General features: G+C 71.9%; 16 protein-coding genes. All 16 read left to right on the top strand.

The window, feature by feature from the left end:
- Nucleotides 1-55 precede the first annotated feature (55 nt).
- The 16 genes from rpoZ to lgt all read left to right on the top strand — a co-directional run bounded on the left by rpoZ (nt 56) and on the right by lgt (nt 14,222).
- Nucleotides 56-310 carry a DNA-directed RNA polymerase subunit omega gene (rpoZ, locus tag LL239_RS07260; RefSeq protein WP_055837405.1) on the top strand — a complete coding sequence of 85 codons (255 nt, stop codon included), beginning with the start codon at nt 56-58 and terminating at the stop codon, nt 308-310.
- Nucleotides 311-403: 93 nt separating this feature from the next.
- The gene (gene metK, locus LL239_RS07255; protein ID WP_228162792.1) at nt 404-1,597 is read left to right on the top strand and encodes a methionine adenosyltransferase; all 1,194 of its coding nucleotides are present in this window, start codon (nt 404-406) and stop codon (nt 1,595-1,597) included.
- Nucleotides 1,598-1,750: 153 nt separating this feature from the next.
- Nucleotides 1,751-3,733: a primosomal protein N' gene (locus tag LL239_RS07250; protein ID WP_228162791.1), complete on the top strand. Its 1,983-nt coding sequence runs from the start codon at nt 1,751-1,753 to the stop codon at nt 3,731-3,733.
- Nucleotides 3,734-3,782: 49 nt separating this feature from the next.
- Complete coding sequence (gene fmt, locus LL239_RS07245; RefSeq protein WP_228162790.1) at nt 3,783-4,700, top strand: methionyl-tRNA formyltransferase; 918 nt, start codon at nt 3,783-3,785, stop codon at nt 4,698-4,700.
- Nucleotides 4,697-6,067 (top strand): RsmB/NOP family class I SAM-dependent RNA methyltransferase, encoded by a 1,371-nt coding sequence (locus tag LL239_RS07240; protein WP_228162789.1) that lies wholly within the window; start codon nt 4,697-4,699, stop codon nt 6,065-6,067. The genes fmt and LL239_RS07240 overlap by 4 nt, the downstream gene beginning before the upstream one ends.
- A gap of 25 nt (nt 6,068-6,092) precedes the next feature.
- Nucleotides 6,093-6,764 (top strand): ribulose-phosphate 3-epimerase, encoded by a 672-nt coding sequence (rpe, locus tag LL239_RS07235; protein ID WP_228162788.1) that lies wholly within the window; start codon nt 6,093-6,095, stop codon nt 6,762-6,764.
- Nucleotides 6,765-7,115: 351 nt separating this feature from the next.
- Nucleotides 7,116-7,379, top strand: coding sequence for a phosphoribosyl-ATP diphosphatase (locus LL239_RS07230; protein ID WP_228162787.1), 264 nt, complete (start codon nt 7,116-7,118; stop codon nt 7,377-7,379).
- A 46-nt stretch (nt 7,380-7,425) separates the two neighbouring features.
- Nucleotides 7,426-8,268 carry an ATP phosphoribosyltransferase gene (hisG, locus tag LL239_RS07225; RefSeq protein ID WP_228162786.1) on the top strand — a complete coding sequence of 281 codons (843 nt, stop codon included), beginning with the start codon at nt 7,426-7,428 and terminating at the stop codon, nt 8,266-8,268.
- A complete protein-coding gene (gene hisF / locus LL239_RS07220; RefSeq protein WP_228162785.1) occupies nt 8,268-9,032 on the top strand; it encodes an imidazole glycerol phosphate synthase subunit HisF in 765 nt (254 codons plus the stop codon). Before hisG ends, hisF begins: the two co-directional genes overlap by 1 nt.
- Nucleotides 9,029-9,376: a phosphoribosyl-AMP cyclohydrolase gene (hisI, locus tag LL239_RS07215; protein ID WP_228162784.1), complete on the top strand. Its 348-nt coding sequence runs from the start codon at nt 9,029-9,031 to the stop codon at nt 9,374-9,376. The genes hisF and hisI overlap by 4 nt, the downstream gene beginning before the upstream one ends.
- Nucleotides 9,376-9,963 carry a Trp biosynthesis-associated membrane protein gene (locus LL239_RS07210; RefSeq protein ID WP_228162783.1) on the top strand — a complete coding sequence of 196 codons (588 nt, stop codon included), beginning with the start codon at nt 9,376-9,378 and terminating at the stop codon, nt 9,961-9,963. Before hisI ends, LL239_RS07210 begins: the two co-directional genes overlap by 1 nt.
- Before the next feature lie 109 nt (nt 9,964-10,072).
- Entirely contained in the window at nt 10,073-10,303 is a 231-nt protein-coding gene (locus tag LL239_RS07205; RefSeq protein WP_228162782.1) for a DUF6704 family protein, read from the top strand.
- A 2-nt stretch (nt 10,304-10,305) separates the two neighbouring features.
- The gene (gene trpC / locus LL239_RS07200; RefSeq protein ID WP_228162781.1) at nt 10,306-11,082 is read left to right on the top strand and encodes an indole-3-glycerol phosphate synthase TrpC; all 777 of its coding nucleotides are present in this window, start codon (nt 10,306-10,308) and stop codon (nt 11,080-11,082) included.
- Nucleotides 11,083-11,141: 59 nt separating this feature from the next.
- Nucleotides 11,142-12,419, top strand: coding sequence for a tryptophan synthase subunit beta (trpB, locus tag LL239_RS07195; RefSeq protein WP_267189043.1), 1,278 nt, complete (start codon nt 11,142-11,144; stop codon nt 12,417-12,419).
- Nucleotides 12,416-13,207 carry a tryptophan synthase subunit alpha gene (trpA, locus tag LL239_RS07190; protein ID WP_228162779.1) on the top strand — a complete coding sequence of 264 codons (792 nt, stop codon included), beginning with the start codon at nt 12,416-12,418 and terminating at the stop codon, nt 13,205-13,207. Before trpB ends, trpA begins: the two co-directional genes overlap by 4 nt.
- 10 nt (nt 13,208-13,217) lie before the next feature.
- A complete protein-coding gene (lgt, locus tag LL239_RS07185) occupies nt 13,218-14,222 on the top strand; it encodes a prolipoprotein diacylglyceryl transferase (RefSeq protein ID WP_228162778.1) in 1,005 nt (334 codons plus the stop codon).
- Nucleotides 14,223-14,259 lie beyond the last annotated feature (37 nt).

Raw genomic sequence — 14,259 nt, 5'->3', positions numbered from 1 at the left:
TTCGGCGCCGACGGGCGCCGCATCCACCCCATCCCGCCGAACCAGGAGGTTCCCCATGGCCGGACGTGACAAGGGCATCATCGACCCGCCCATCGACGCTCTGCTCGACAAGGTCGACTCGAAGTACCAGCTCGTGATCTACGCGTCCAAGCGCGCGCGTCAGATCAACGACTACTACTCCGATCTGCACGAGGGCAACCTCTTCGACAACGTGGGCCCGCTGGTCGATTCCACCGTCGAGGACAAGCCGCTCACGATCGCTCTGCACGAGATCCACGAGGACAAGCTGCGCCTTCGCGCCGCCGAGTGATCCGTTCACAGATGTGACGATGCCCCGGGCGGCTGTCCGCCGTCCGGGGCATACTTGTGCCCGTCCCCAGCCCGAAACCGACCGGGAGTCGTCTTGACCGACCTGCGCCTGTTCACGTCCGAGTCCGTCACCGAAGGACACCCTGACAAGATCTGCGACCAGATCTCCGACAGCATCCTCGACGCGATCCTCGCCGAAGACCCGACCGGTCGCGTCGCCGTCGAGACCCTCGTGACCACCGGGCTCGTCCACGTGGCGGGCGAGGTGTCCACCAGCGCGTACGTCGAGATCCCTGCGATCGTGCGCGACGTGGTCAACCGCATCGGGTACACCTCCAGCGAGACCGGCTTCGACGGCGACTCGTGCGGGGTGAGCGTGTCGATCGGCGCCCAGTCGTCCGACATCGCCGCGGGCGTCAACAAGGCATTCGAGCAGCGCGAACGCGGTTCGGTCGATCCCCGCGACCTGCAGGGTGCCGGCGACCAGGGCATCATGTTCGGTTTCGCCACCAACGAGACCCCGCAGCTGATGCCCATGGCCGCCTGGACCGCCCACCGGATCGCCGAGCGCCTCTCCGCCGTCCGCCGCGACGGCACGCTGCCGTTCCTGCGTCCCGACGGCAAGACCCAGGTCACGCTCGGTTACGACGGGCACACCCCCCGCACGGTCGATTCGGTCGTGCTGTCGACGCAGCACCACCCCGACATCTCCCAGGACGAACTGCGCGCGCTCGTGCAGGCCGAGGTCATCGACCCGGTGCTGCGCGACACCGGACTCGACCTGCCCGGGGTGCAGTACTACATCAACCCCGCCGGCCCGTTCATCATCGGCGGTCCGAAGGGTGACGCGGGCCTGACCGGCCGCAAGATCATCATCGACACCTACGGCGGCGCCTCTCGGCACGGCGGCGGTGCCTTCAGCGGCAAAGACCCGTCCAAGGTCGACCGCTCCGCGGCGTACGCCATGCGCTGGGTCGCCAAGAACGCCGTCGCGGCGGGCCTCGCCGACCGCCTCGAGGTGCAGGTCGCGTATGCGATCGGCAAGGCCAACCCGGTGGGGCTGTACGTCGAGTCCTTCGGTACGGCGCACGTCGCCGACGAGACGATCGTCCGCGCCATCCGCGAGGTGTTCGACCTGCGGCCCAAGGCGATCATCGACCAGCTCGACCTCCTGCGCCCGATCTACGCGCAGACCGCGGCGTACGGGCACTTCGGGCGCGAGCTGCCCGACTTCACGTGGGAGCGCACCGACCGCGTCGACGACCTGCGCGCCGCCGCCGGACTCTGACGTGGGGGCGCCCGCGCCGGGCGTGCACCGCGACGCCGCACCCCTGGCATCCCTCGATCCGTGCCCGCGGGCACGACGAAGCCGGCGTGGCCCACGCCTCGGCGTCGCCGCGCGCGGCACCGACCTGATGCAGCGGGCTGTCGGAGAACGCGCATGAGCGCCCGGCGCGTGGCGCGGGTGCAGCTGGACTCCCCGGTGCCCCAGCTCGACCGGCTCTTCGACTACGCCATCCCGCACCCGTTGGTCGCCGATGTGACGCCGGGCGTGCGCGTGAAGGTGCCGCTGCGCTCCGCGGGACGGATGATGGATGCCTTCGTCGTCGAGGTCGTGGCCGATGACGGCAGCGAGCGCCCGCTGTCCTCCGTCGAGTCGGTCGTCTCGCCGATGCCCGTGCTGCCCGAGCGGCTGTTCACCCTCGCCCGCCGGGTCGCCGACCGCGCCGCCGGTTCGGTGAGCGACGTCCTACGACTGGCGGTGCCCAAGCGCATGGTGCGGGCGGAAAAGGCCTGGCTCGCGGCCCCACCGCCAGAGGCTCCCGACGTTCCACGGGCCTCGCTCGAACGGGCCGACGCGCTGCTGGCCCCGTACGTCGGCCTCCTCGACGCCCTCGACGGCGGTGAGCGCGTCGCCGTGGACGCGCCGCCGCATCCGTCGGGCGACCTGCCGCGCGGAGCCTGGGCGGACCTTCTCGCCGCCGCCGCGGTGCACACCCTCGCGCGGGGCAGGAGCGCCGTGCTCGTGGTCCCCGACTACCGCGACCAGTCCCAGCTCATGGCGGCGCTGGGCGAACTGGTGCCCACCGAGGCCGTCGTGCGCGACGACGCCGATCAGTCGGGCCCGGCGCGATACGCCCAGTACCTCCGGACCCTCGCGCCGGTCCCGGTGATCGTGGTGGGCCGCCGATCCGCCGTGTATGCCCCGTCGCACGAGACCGGGCTCGTGGCGATCTGGGACGACGGCGACTCGCTCCTCGCCGAGCCGCTGGCGCCCGGGGTGCACGCCCGCGACGCGGCGCTGGTGCGGCAGGAGATCGAGGGGTCGGCGCTCGTGTTCGCGGGGCACACCCGCACCACCGACGTACAGCGTCTGGTCGAGGTGGGATACGTGCGGGAGACGGTCCCGAAGCGGCGCGAGAGCCCCCGGGTCGTGCTCAGCGCGACGAGGGAGGGGGAGTCGCGCACCGCGCGTGTCCCCTCCTCGGCGTTCGCGGCGGCGCGCGAGGCGTTGGTCCGCGGTCCCGTCCTCGTGCAGGTCGCCCGCCCCGGATACGCACCGTCGCTCGTGTGCGCCGACTGCCGCCGTCCTGCGCGGTGCGCGCACTGCGCGGGACCCTTGCGGGCGGCGCGGCCGGGCGCGGTGCCGGTGTGCGCGTGGTGCGGGCGCAGTGCACACGCGTGGACGTGCGGCAACTGCGGTTCGGTGAAACTGCGCATGGCCTCATCGGGCAGCGAACGCACCGCCGATGAACTGGGGCGCGCCTTCCCGAACACGCGCGTGATCGTCGCCGACGGCACGCATCCGGTGGCCGAGGTGGATGCCACCCCGGCCCTGGTCATCGCCACCCGCGGGGCCGAGCCGATCGCGCGCGGCGGGTATCGCGCGGTGATCCTGCTCGACGGCGACCGGATGCTGCAGAACGAGGCTCTCCGCATCGGCGAGAGCTGCCTGCGGTGGTGGTCGAACGCTGCGGCTCTGGCGGCTCCGGGCGCTCCCGTCCACCTCGTCGGTGTCACCGGACCGGTGGCGCGTGCGCTGGCGACGTGGACCCAGCCGGCATACGCCCGTGCCGAGCTGGCGGATCGGGCACCGCTGCGCATGCCACCGGCCGTGCGCGTCGCGAGCGTCGAAGGACACGCCCGGAGCGTCGACGCGTTGCTGGCCGAGCTGCGCGAGGCCGTGCCCGACCTCGATGCGCTCGCCGTGCTCGGCCCGGTCGACACCTCGGCGGCAGCGGATGCCCCGACCTCCCGCGCTCTGGTGCGCTTCGACTACGCGCACGGACGCGCCGTCGCCGAAGCGCTGCGCGCGGGTGTCGTCGCCGACGCCCTCCGCGCGCGCAAGTCGACGAAGGACAAGGGCCCGAGGCCCCGGAATACACTCAGAGTGCGGCTCGATCTCCCCGAGCCCGACCTCTGAGCGCCGTCGCCCGGTCCCACCCACCCGCACCCGAAGCGTGAGGAGAACCATGCGCCTCGTCTTCGCCGGCACCCCCGCCGTCGCCGTCCCCTCCCTGCGCGCCCTGGCCGGAGGTCCGCACGAGATCGCCGCCGTGGTCACGCGCTCCGACGCCCCGCTCGGCCGCAAGCGCGTCCTGACGCCGTCGCCGGTCGCCCAGACGGCCGACGAGCTCGGGCTCCCCGTGATCAAGACGGACCGCCTCGATGCCGAGGCGACGGCCCGGATCGGCGCGCTCGAGCCCGACCTCGGCGTCATCGTCGCCTACGGGGGACTGGTGCGCGAGCCCCTCCTGTCGGCCCCCCTGCACGGGTGGATCAACCTGCACTTCTCCCTCCTCCCACGCTGGCGCGGCGCGGCTCCCGTGCAGCGGGCGCTCATCGCCGGAGACCGCGAGACCGGCGCGAGCGTCTTCCAGCTGGTGGCGGAACTGGATGCCGGTGACGTCTTCGCCGAGGAGCGCTACCCCGTGCCCGAGAACGCCACCGCCGGCGAGGTCCTCGACGCCCTGGCCGACCTCGGAGCGCCGCTGCTGGCCCGGGTGGTCGACGGGATCGCGGAGGGTTCGGCGGTCGCGACGCCCCAGCACGGCGAGCCCACGCTCGCGCCGAAGCTGACGCTCGCCGACGGCTCTCTCGACTTCGCCCGGGATGCCGAGAGCCTGAGAGCGCGCATCGCCGGGGTGACGCCCGAGCCCGGCGCGCACACGACCATCGACGGAGCGCGGCTGAAGGTGCTGCGCGCCTCGGCCAGCTCCGCACCGCCGATAGCGCCGGGCCACGTCATGGCATCCGGACGCGAGATCCTCGTCGGCACCGCGACCGCGCCACTGCGCCTGGAGACGGTGCAGCCCGCGGGGAAGGGTGCCATGGCCGCCGGCGACTGGTTCCGCGGACTGCGCACGAGCGAACCGGTGCTGGGATCATGACCGTGCAGGGAGCGCGCGCCGTCGCCTACGACGTCCTGCGTGCGGTCACGGCCGACGAAGCGTACGCGAACCTCCTGCTGCCGCACGCGATCGAGAGGGCGAAGCTGGATGCCAAGGACGCAGGGCTGGCCACCGAGCTGACCTACGGCACCCTGCGCCGCCGTGGTACGTACGACGCGATCATCGCGGCGGCCGCCGATCGCACCGTGGACCGCATCGAACCGCCGGTGCTCGACGCGCTGAGGCTCGGCGTGCACCAGTTGCTGTCCACGCGGGTGGCCTCGCACGCCGCGGTCAACGAGTCGGTGGAGCTCGCCCGCCGCCACGGCGGAGGGCGCGGGGCCGCCGGATTCGCCAACGCCGTCCTGCGGCGGGTATCGCGCGAGACGCCGGGGCACTGGATGGAGCGGATCACCGCCGCCGCCCGCAGCGACGACGAACGTCTCGGCCTCACGACCTCGCACCCGGTGTGGATCGTACGGGCCCTGCGCCGCGCGCTCGCCGCCGAAGGCCGCGTCGACGAACTCGACGCCCTCCTCGCGGCCGACAACGACGCGCCACGGGTGGCGATGATCGCGCTTCCGGGGCTCGCCGAGATCCCCGACGACGCCCGTGCCGCACGTTTCGCTCCCACCGCCTTCACCACGCGCGGCGGCGATCCGGAAGCCCTCATCCGCTCCTCCGACGGTCGCATCCGCGTGCAGGACGAGGGGTCGCAGCTGGCCGCCCTCACGCTCAGCCGGGTGCGCCCCGTGGTCGAGGGGGAGCGGTGGCTCGACCTGTGCGCCGGCCCCGGAGGCAAGACCGCTCTCCTCGCGGCCGAAGCCCTCGCCGGCGGTGCGCATCTCGACGCCAACGAGATCTCACCCGCCCGCGCCGGACTGGTGCGCCGTGCCGTGGCATCCGTTCCGCTGGAGGTCGAGGTGACCGAGGAGGACGGCCGCGATCGCGCCGCCCGGGCCGCGGGGGAGTACGACCGCATCCTGGTCGACGCGCCGTGCACCGGCATAGGCGCTCTGCGTCGCCGCCCCGAAGCCCGGTGGCGGAAGACCCCGGCGGATGTGCCCGACCTCACCGCGCTGCAGCTCGAGCTCGTGCGGGCGGGGCTGGGCGCACTCAAGCCCGGTGGGGTGCTGGCGTACGTGACCTGCTCCCCGCACCTGGCCGAGACCTCCGGCGTGCTCGCCGAGGTGCGCCGCGAGTTCGGGGACGCGATCGAGGAGCTCGACGCGCGGGCGGTGGTGGCCGAGATCTCTGGTGCGCACGTCGATCTTCCCGCCCAGTCCGACGGCTCGCTCCGCGCCCAGCTCTGGCCGCATCGCCACGGCACCGACGCGATGTCGATCGCCCTCCTGCACCGCGTGTGACCGCCGCCCCTCGCATAATGGTCGGGTGCCCTCCGACGCCCCCCGCATCAATCCGAGCATCCTCGCCGCCGACTTCGTGAACATGCAGGCGGAGCTCGCCCGCATCTCCGGGGCCGACTTCGTGCACGTGGATGTCATGGACAACCACTTCGTGCCGAACCTCACCTTCGGTCCGCAGATGGTCGGCCGCATCCAGGACACCAGTCCCGTGCCGTTGGACGTCCACCTCATGATCGATGACCCCGACCGGTGGGCGCCGGAATATGCCGAGCTCGGAGCGGCATCCGTCACCTTCCACCTGGAGGCCGCGGCGTCGCCCGTCGCCCTGGCCCGCACGCTGCGTTCGATCGGTGCGCGCGCCGGCGTCGCGGTGAAGCCCGCCACCCCGGTGGAGAACCTGTTCGACGTGCTCAACGAGTTCGATCAGATCCTCGTCATGACGGTGGAGCCGGGCTTCGGCGGCCAGTCCTTCATGCCCGAGACGATGCCGAAGCTCCGCGCTCTCGCCGACGAGGCCCGCCGTCGGGGGTCGAGCGTGTGGCTGCAGGTCGACGGCGGGATCGGCGAGTCCACGATCGCCCAGGCCGCTGAGGCGGGGGCGGACACCTTCGTCGCCGGGTCTGCGGTGTTCGGCGCCGACGATCCCGACCGCGCGATCCAGTCGCTGCGCTCCCTCGCCGCCCGCCACGCGCACTGACCCGGACTCCGGCGGTCCCGGGGGCCAGCGGCATCGGGCACGGCGCCGCCGCGCACGCCTCGATGCCTCGATGCCTCGACGACGTCGCGCACCGACGCCTCGCCGCCTCGACGCCGCGCACGCGTCGCCGCCGCGCACGCCTCGATGCCGCGCACGCCTCGACGCCTCGGGCATAAACGCCATCCGCGCGCATAAACACGCCCTGCTCGCGTTTCCGCACGCTCAGAGCGTTTATGCGTGCACAGCGCGCGCCCGCGCACCGGCCGCGCGCCCGCGCACCGCCCGAACGCCGGCGCACCGCCCGAGCACCGCCCGGCAGCCGGGGCATCGCCGAGCCGATACCCTAGAGGCGTGAAGACCTTCGACGACCTGTTCGCCGAGCTGAGCGCCAAGGCCGTCGAACGCCCGGCCGGCTCCGGCACCGTCGCCCAGCTGGATGCGGGCGTGCACGCCATCGGCAAGAAGATCGTCGAGGAAGCCGCCGAGGTGTGGATGGCGGCCGAGTACGAGTCCGACGCAGCTGCGGCCGAAGAGATCTCGCAGCTGCTGTACCACCTGCAGACGCTCATGCTCGCGAAGGGCCTGACGCTCGAGGACGTCTACCGACATCTCTGAGCCGCGCTCTCCCACCCGCCGCTCACGAACCACGAAAGCCCCCGTCATGCTGCGAATCGCCGTGCCGAACAAGGGGTCGCTGGCCGAGACCGCCGCCGAGATGCTCTCGGAGGCCGGATACACCGGACGTCGCGACTCGAAAGACCTGTACACCGTCGACCCCGTCAACGAGGTCGAGTTCTTCTACCTCCGTCCCCGTGACATCGCCACCTACGTCGGCTCGGGCGCTCTGGACGTCGGCATCACCGGCCGCGACCTGCTGCTGGATGCCCGTATGCCCGGCGCGCGCGAGATCGAGTCGCTCGGCTTCGCCGGGTCGACGTTCCGCTTCGCGGGCCGGCCCGGGCGCTTCACCGACGTCGAAGACCTCCAGGGTCTCCGCGTGGCAACGGCCTACCCGGGCCTTGTCGACGCGTTCCTGGACGAGCGCGGCGTGGCGGTCGACATCGTGCCGCTGGACGGCGCGGTCGAGTCCGCCGTGCAGCTGGGGGTCGCGGATGCCGTGGCCGACGTCGTCTCGACCGGCACGACGCTGCGGCAGGCGGGGCTCGAGATCTTCGGGCCCGTGCTGCTGGAGTCGGATGCCGTCCTGATCGCGGGACCGCACGAGGTCGAGGGCACCGAGACGCTGCTGCGGCGGCTGCGCGGCGTCCTCGCGGCCCGCAAGTACGTGCTCATCGACTACGACCTGCCGACCGCCCTCGTCGAGCAGGCGATCGCCGTCGCCCCGGGGCTGGAGTCGCCCACCATCTCCCCGCTGCGCGACCCTGAGTGGGTGGCCGTGCGCGTCATGAGCCCGCGCCGCGACGTCAACCGCGTCATGGACGAGCTGTACGCGATCGGCGCCCGGGCGATCCTGGTGACCGAGATCCTCGCCGCGAGGCTCTGATGACGCTCGCCCGCCGCATCATCCCCTGTCTCGACGTCGCCGCCGGGCGCGTGGTGAAGGGCGTGAACTTCCTCGACCTGCGCGACATGGGCGACCCCGTCGAGCTCGCCAAGCTCTACTTCGAGCAGGGCGCCGACGAGATCACGTTCCTCGACGTCACCGCGACGGTCGACGAGCGCGCCACGACGTACGACGTCGTGCGCCGGACGGCCGAGCAGGTGTTCATCCCGCTGACGGTCGGCGGGGGAGTGCGCTCCGCCGAGGACGTCGCACGGCTGCTGTCCGTCGGCGCCGACAAGATCGGCGTCAACTCCGCCGCGATCGCCCGCCCCGCGCTGATCGATGAGATCGCCGACCGCTTCGGCGCGCAGGTGATCGTGCTGTCGCTCGACGTCAAGCGCGCGGCATCCACCCCCTCCGGGTTCGTCGTGACGACCCACGGTGGTCGCACCGAGACGACGCTCGACGCTCTCGACTGGGCCCGCGAGGCCGTCGAACGGGGAGCCGGTGAGCTGCTGGTCAACTCCATCGACGCCGACGGCACGAAGCAGGGCTTCGACCTCGAGCTCGTGCGCCTCATGCGTCAGGTCGCGGCGGTCCCGGTGATCGCCTCGGGCGGCGCGGGAGCGCTGGAGCACTTCGCCCCCGCCGTCGAGGCCGGTGCCGATGCCGTGCTGGCCGCGTCCGTCTTCCACTCCGGCCAGCTCACGGTCGGACAGGTCAAGGACGCCATGGCGGCCGAGGGGATCGAGGTGCGCCGGTGAACATCGAAGCCGTCGAGCGCGTGAAGTACGACGCCCAGGGGCTCGTGACCGCGGTGGTGCAGCAGTTCGACTCACGCGAGGTGCTCATGGTCGGGTGGATGGATGCCGAGGCCCTCCGTCGCACCCTCACGACCGGCCGCGTGACCTTCTGGTCGCGCTCACGGCAGGAGTACTGGCGCAAGGGCGACACGTCCGGCCACATCCAGATCGTCAAGGGCGCGCGCCTGGACTGCGACGGCGACACGCTCCTCATCGAGGTCGATCAGGTGGGTGCCGCGTGCCACACGGGCGACCACACGTGCTTCGACTCCACCGACCTCGAGCCCGTCGTGGGGCAGCCCTGATGCGCCGAGCGCGCTCGCTCGCCGTCGTCGGGATGCTCCTCGCCGGAGCCCTCGGCGTCATCGCATCGACCCAGACGTGGATCGATGTCACCCTCGCCGACGGAGCGCAGCAGACCCTCGCGGTCCCCGGGTCGGACGCCATTCCGGTGCTCACCCCGCTCAGCCTCGCGGCCCTGGCGCTCGGCGCCGCCCTGTCGATCGTCGGGCCGGTGCTGCGCTACGTCCTCGGCGTCATCGCGCTGACGATCGCGGCGACCGTCGGTGTCGGAGCCGCGCAGATCCTGCTGACGCTGCCGGTGTCGGCGACGGCTGCGACGGTCACCGATGCGACCGGCATCTCCGGTGTGGATGCCGTCGGAGACCTCGTCGCGTCCATGGCGCTCACCCCCTGGCCCGCCCTGACGCTCCTCGCTCAGCTGATCCTGGCCGCCGCCGCCGTCTTCACGCTCGTCACCGCCCGGCGCTGGCGAGGGAGTGCGGGCCGCAAGTACCGCACGGCGGCAGACGCCCCCGGTGACTCGTCGCGCCCCCACGACGCGATCGATTCGTGGGACGACCTCTCGCGCGGCGACGACCCCACCGCCTGAGCTGCGGCTTCGTCGACATCGAGCCAACCGCGCGGGCCGCGCCCGCCCGTGTCGATAGACTGGGCCGACGCTGTTTCCCGCGCGCCCGCGCGCGACTCTAAGGAGATCCATGAGCAACCCCATCGGCGACCCCGGCCACGGACACTCGCCGGCTGCCTGGACGGCCGTGATCATCATGCTGCTCGCCGTCACGCTCGGCACGCTGTTCTTCTGGTTCGATCTCCCGGTGCTGGTCTGGGCTTCGGTGGGTCTGCTCGTGGTGGGCGCGATCGTCGGATGGGCGATGGGCAAGGCCGGATACGGCGCGAACGGCGCGAAGTCCAACCCGAAGGCGCACTGACCGTGCTGGCCGATCTCACGGCCGGAGCGGTGGAGGATGCGGAGCAGCGCGCCCAGGAGCGCCCGCTCGCGGCCGTCGAACGCGATGCCCTCGCGCAGACGCCCGCGCGCGACGCGCTGGCGATGCTGGCTCCCGCCGACCGCGTGAAGATCATCGCCGAGGTCAAGCGCGCGAGCCCCTCGCGCGGCGACCTGGCGGCGGTCCCCGACCCCGCACGTCAGGCGCGCCTCTACGAAGAGGGCGGCGCCTCCGCGATCTCGGTGCTGACCGAGGGGCGGAGGTTCAAGGGCAGCCTCGCCGACCTCGAGGCCGTCCGCGCCGCGGTGTCGGTGCCGGTCCTTCGAAAGGACTTCCTCGCCACGCCGTACCAGGTGCTGGAGGCCCGCGCGTCGGGCGCCGATCTGGTGCTGCTGATCGTCGCGGCGCTCGACCAGAAGACGCTGACCGAGCTGTACACCCTGGCGACCGACCTCGGCATGACCGCGCTCGTCGAGACGCACTCGGCCGACGAGCTCGAACGCGCCGCCGACCTGGGGGCGAAGCTCATCGGCGTCAACGCTCGCAACCTCTCGACCTTCGAGCTCGACCGCGACCTGTTCGGCCGTCTCGCCGACTCGTTCCCCGCGGACGCGATCAAGATCGCCGAGTCCGCCGTCCTCGCACCCGCCGACGTCGCGCACTACCGCGCCGCCGGAGCCGACGTCGTGCTCGTCGGCGAAGCGCTCGTCACCGGCGACCCCGTCGCGACCCTGCGCGCCTTCCTCCAGGAGACCCCGTGACCACCGTCAGCCTGCGCGACCAGAAGGGGCCGTTCTTCGGCGACTTCGGCGGCCGTTACATGCCCGAATCGCTCATCGCCGCGATCGACGAGCTCACCGAGGTCTGGGAGTCGGCGATGGCCGACCCGGCGTTCCTCGCCGAGTTGAAGACGCTGCTGCACGACTACGCCGGCCGCCCATCGGTGCTGACCGAGGTCCCGCGCTTCGCCGAGCACGCCGGCGGCGCCCGTGTGTTCCTCAAACGCGAAGACCTCAACCACACCGGTTCGCACAAGATCAACAACGTGCTCGGCCAGGCTCTGCTGACCAAGCGTCTCGGCAAGACCCGCGTCATCGCCGAGACGGGCGCGGGCCAGCACGGTGTCGCCACCGCGACGGCGGCGGCCCTGTTCGGCCTCGACTGCGTCATCTACATGGGCGAGGTCGACACCGAACGACAGGCTCTCAACGTCGCCCGGATGCGGCTGCTCGGCGCAGAGGTCGTCCCGGTCACGACGGGGTCGCGCACCCTGAAGGACGCCATCAACGAGGCGTACCGCGACTGGGTGTCGAGCGTCGAGACGACGAACTACATCTTCGGCACCGCCGCGGGCCCGCACCCGTTCCCGGCGATGGTGCGAGACTTCCAGAAGATCATCGGCGAAGAGACCCGCGCCGAATTCCTCGAGCGCCTCGGCCGCCTTCCGGACGCGGTGTTCGCGTGCGTCGGCGGCGGATCGAACGCGATCGGCATGTTCGACGCCTTCCTCGACGACGAAGGCGTGGCGCTGTACGGCGTCGAGGCGGCGGGCGACGGCGTCGACACCCCGAAGCACGCGGCCTCCATCGAGCGCGGACGCCCCGGCGTCCTCCACGGCGCCCGCACGTACGTGCTGCAGGACGAGGACGGCCAGACCACCGAGTCGCACTCGATCTCGGCCGGCCTCGACTATCCCGGCGTCGGTCCCGAGCACGCGTGGCTCGCCGACATCGGCCGAGCGCAGTACATCCCGGCCACCGACGACGAGGCCATGCAAGCGCTCCGTCTCCTCTCGCGCACCGAGGGCATCATCCCGGCGATCGAGTCGGCCCACGCCCTGGCCGGAGCGCTGCGCATCGGCCGGGAGCTGGGTCCGGATGCCATCCTCGCGGTGAACCTCTCCGGGCGCGGCGACAAGGACATGGACACCGCCGCCCGATACTTCGACCTCTACGACGCCGAGCACGCACCCGCCCCCGAGGGTCGTCCCGCTCCGAGCCAGACCGCGGGGGCCGAGGCCGTGGCATCCGCGTCCGGGTCCCCGGTCGAGGTCGCCCCGGCCCCGGATGCCGCCAGCGGTGCGGGGGTCGAGCTGTGACCTCGCGGGTCTCCGCGGCGATCGACGCCGCCCGCGCCGCCGGCCGTGGCGCTCTCGTCGGCTACCTGCCGGCCGGCTTCCCCGATGTCGCGACGAGCATCGAGGCCGCGGTCGCCCTGGCCGAATCCGGTGTCGACGTCATCGAACTGGGCCCGCCCTACAGCGACCCGGTGATGGACGGCCCCGTCATCCAGGAGGCGACGCAGACGGCGCTGGCCAACGGCTTCCGCATGAGCGACCTGTTCACGATCATCCGCGAGATCACCGCGCGCACCGACGTACCGGTGCTCGTGATGACGTATTGGAACCTCGTGGAGCAGTACGGTGTCGAGCGCTACGCCGACGACCTTCTCGCCGCGGGCGGTGCCGGTCTCATCACGCCCGACATCACGCCCGACGCCGCAGCGGCGTGGATCGCCGTGAGCGAGCGCACCGGCCTGGACCGCGTCTTCCTCGCCGCGCCGACGTCGACCGACGAGCGCCTCGACATGATCGTCGGCGCCTCCACCGGGTTCGTGTACACCGTCTCGACGATGGGCATCACGGGGGAGCGGGCGCAGCTGGATGCCGCGGCCCGAGGGCTCGTGGAACGCCTGCGCGCGCACGGTGCCGCCCACGCGTGCGTCGGCATCGGCATCTCGAACGCCGAGCAGGTCGCGGGAGTCGTCGAGTACGCGGACGGCGCGATCGTGGGCACGGCGCTCGTGAAGGCCCTGCGCGACGGCGGCGTGGAGGCGCTGCGGGAGCTCGCGCGGGAGCTGTCGGCGGGCACCGCACGGCGCGCCTAGACTCGTCTGCATGACGTTCGCCCTCTCGAGCGCCGCCTCCGGCGTGCTCGCCAGCATCCCGAGCCCCTCGATCTCGTACATCGACCTCGGATTCCTGCGCATCCACTTCTATGCCCTGTGCATCGTCGCGGGCATCATCGTCGCGGTGTTCCTCACGAACGCGCGGCTGACCCGTCGCGGGGCCGAGAAGTGGGTCGTCATCGACATCTGCCTGCTCGCGGTGCCCATCGCGATCGTCTTCGCTCGGATCTACCACGTCGTCACGCACCTGGGCTTCTACTTCGGACCCGGATCGAACCCCTGGAACCCCCTTCAGCCCGGCTCCGTGTGGGCGATCTGGGAAGGTGGCATCGCCATCTACGGCGCGCTCATCGGCGGTGCGATCGGCGCGTACCTCGGGTGCAAGTGGACCGGCATCCGGTTCTGGACCTTCGCCGACGCCCTCGCCCCCGGCCTCATCATCGCGCAGGCGATGGGCCGCTTCGGCAACTGGTTCAACCAGGAGCTCTTCGGCCAGCCGACCGACCTCCCCTGGGGTCTCGAGATCGATCCCGGCAACCCCGCGATCCCCGTCGGACTGCCATCCGGCACTCTTTTCCAGCCGACTTTCCTCTACGAGGTCATCTGGAACCTGCTGGGCGCCGCGGTGATCCTGTGGGCGGGCAAGCGTTTCACGCTGCAGTGGGGCAAGCAGTTCGCGCTCTACCTCGTCTGGTACAGCGCGGGCCGAATCGTCTGGGAATCCATCCGCATCGACCCGAGCGACATCATCCTGGGCCTGCGCACCAACGTCTGGGCCGCCATCTTCGGCGTCGTGCTCGGCCTGGTGATCTTCGTCGTCCAGTCTCGGCGCCACCACGGTCTCGAACCCTCGCCGTACATGCCGGGGCGCGAGTCCAAGGCTCCGGGGGCTGTAGAATCGACCGACCCCACAGACTTCGTCGACGTGAGCGAGCCGCCCGCGACGAACGACACCGTCGGCACCAGCGCCACAAGCAGCCCCGCCACGAAGTAACTCCCTGGGCCGACGTCGTCCCATTCGCAGCATCAAC

The organism is Microbacterium testaceum, assembly GCF_020781835.1.
In the GTDB taxonomy this organism is placed as follows: Bacteria; Actinomycetota; Actinomycetes; order Actinomycetales; family Microbacteriaceae; genus Microbacterium; species Microbacterium testaceum_H.
This window is presented reverse-complemented; position numbering and strand designations above follow the sequence as displayed.

Coding starts and splice junctions, on each gene's coding strand:
- fmt (WP_228162790.1), top strand. CDS start 3,783: ATGCGCCTCGTCTTCGCCGGCACCCCCGCCGTCGCCGTCCCCTCCCTG.
- lgt (WP_228162778.1), top strand. CDS start 13,218: ATGACGTTCGCCCTCTCGAGCGCCGCCTCCGGCGTGCTCGCCAGCATC.
- hisG (WP_228162786.1), top strand. CDS start 7,426: ATGCTGCGAATCGCCGTGCCGAACAAGGGGTCGCTGGCCGAGACCGCC.
- LL239_RS07250 (WP_228162791.1), top strand. CDS start 1,751: ATGAGCGCCCGGCGCGTGGCGCGGGTGCAGCTGGACTCCCCGGTGCCC.
- LL239_RS07240 (WP_228162789.1), top strand. CDS start 4,697: ATGACCGTGCAGGGAGCGCGCGCCGTCGCCTACGACGTCCTGCGTGCG.
- LL239_RS07205 (WP_228162782.1), top strand. CDS start 10,073: ATGAGCAACCCCATCGGCGACCCCGGCCACGGACACTCGCCGGCTGCC.
- LL239_RS07210 (WP_228162783.1), top strand. CDS start 9,376: ATGCGCCGAGCGCGCTCGCTCGCCGTCGTCGGGATGCTCCTCGCCGGA.
- rpoZ (WP_055837405.1), top strand. CDS start 56: ATGGCCGGACGTGACAAGGGCATCATCGACCCGCCCATCGACGCTCTG.
- trpB (WP_267189043.1), top strand. CDS start 11,142: ATGCCCGAATCGCTCATCGCCGCGATCGACGAGCTCACCGAGGTCTGG.
- hisF (WP_228162785.1), top strand. CDS start 8,268: ATGACGCTCGCCCGCCGCATCATCCCCTGTCTCGACGTCGCCGCCGGG.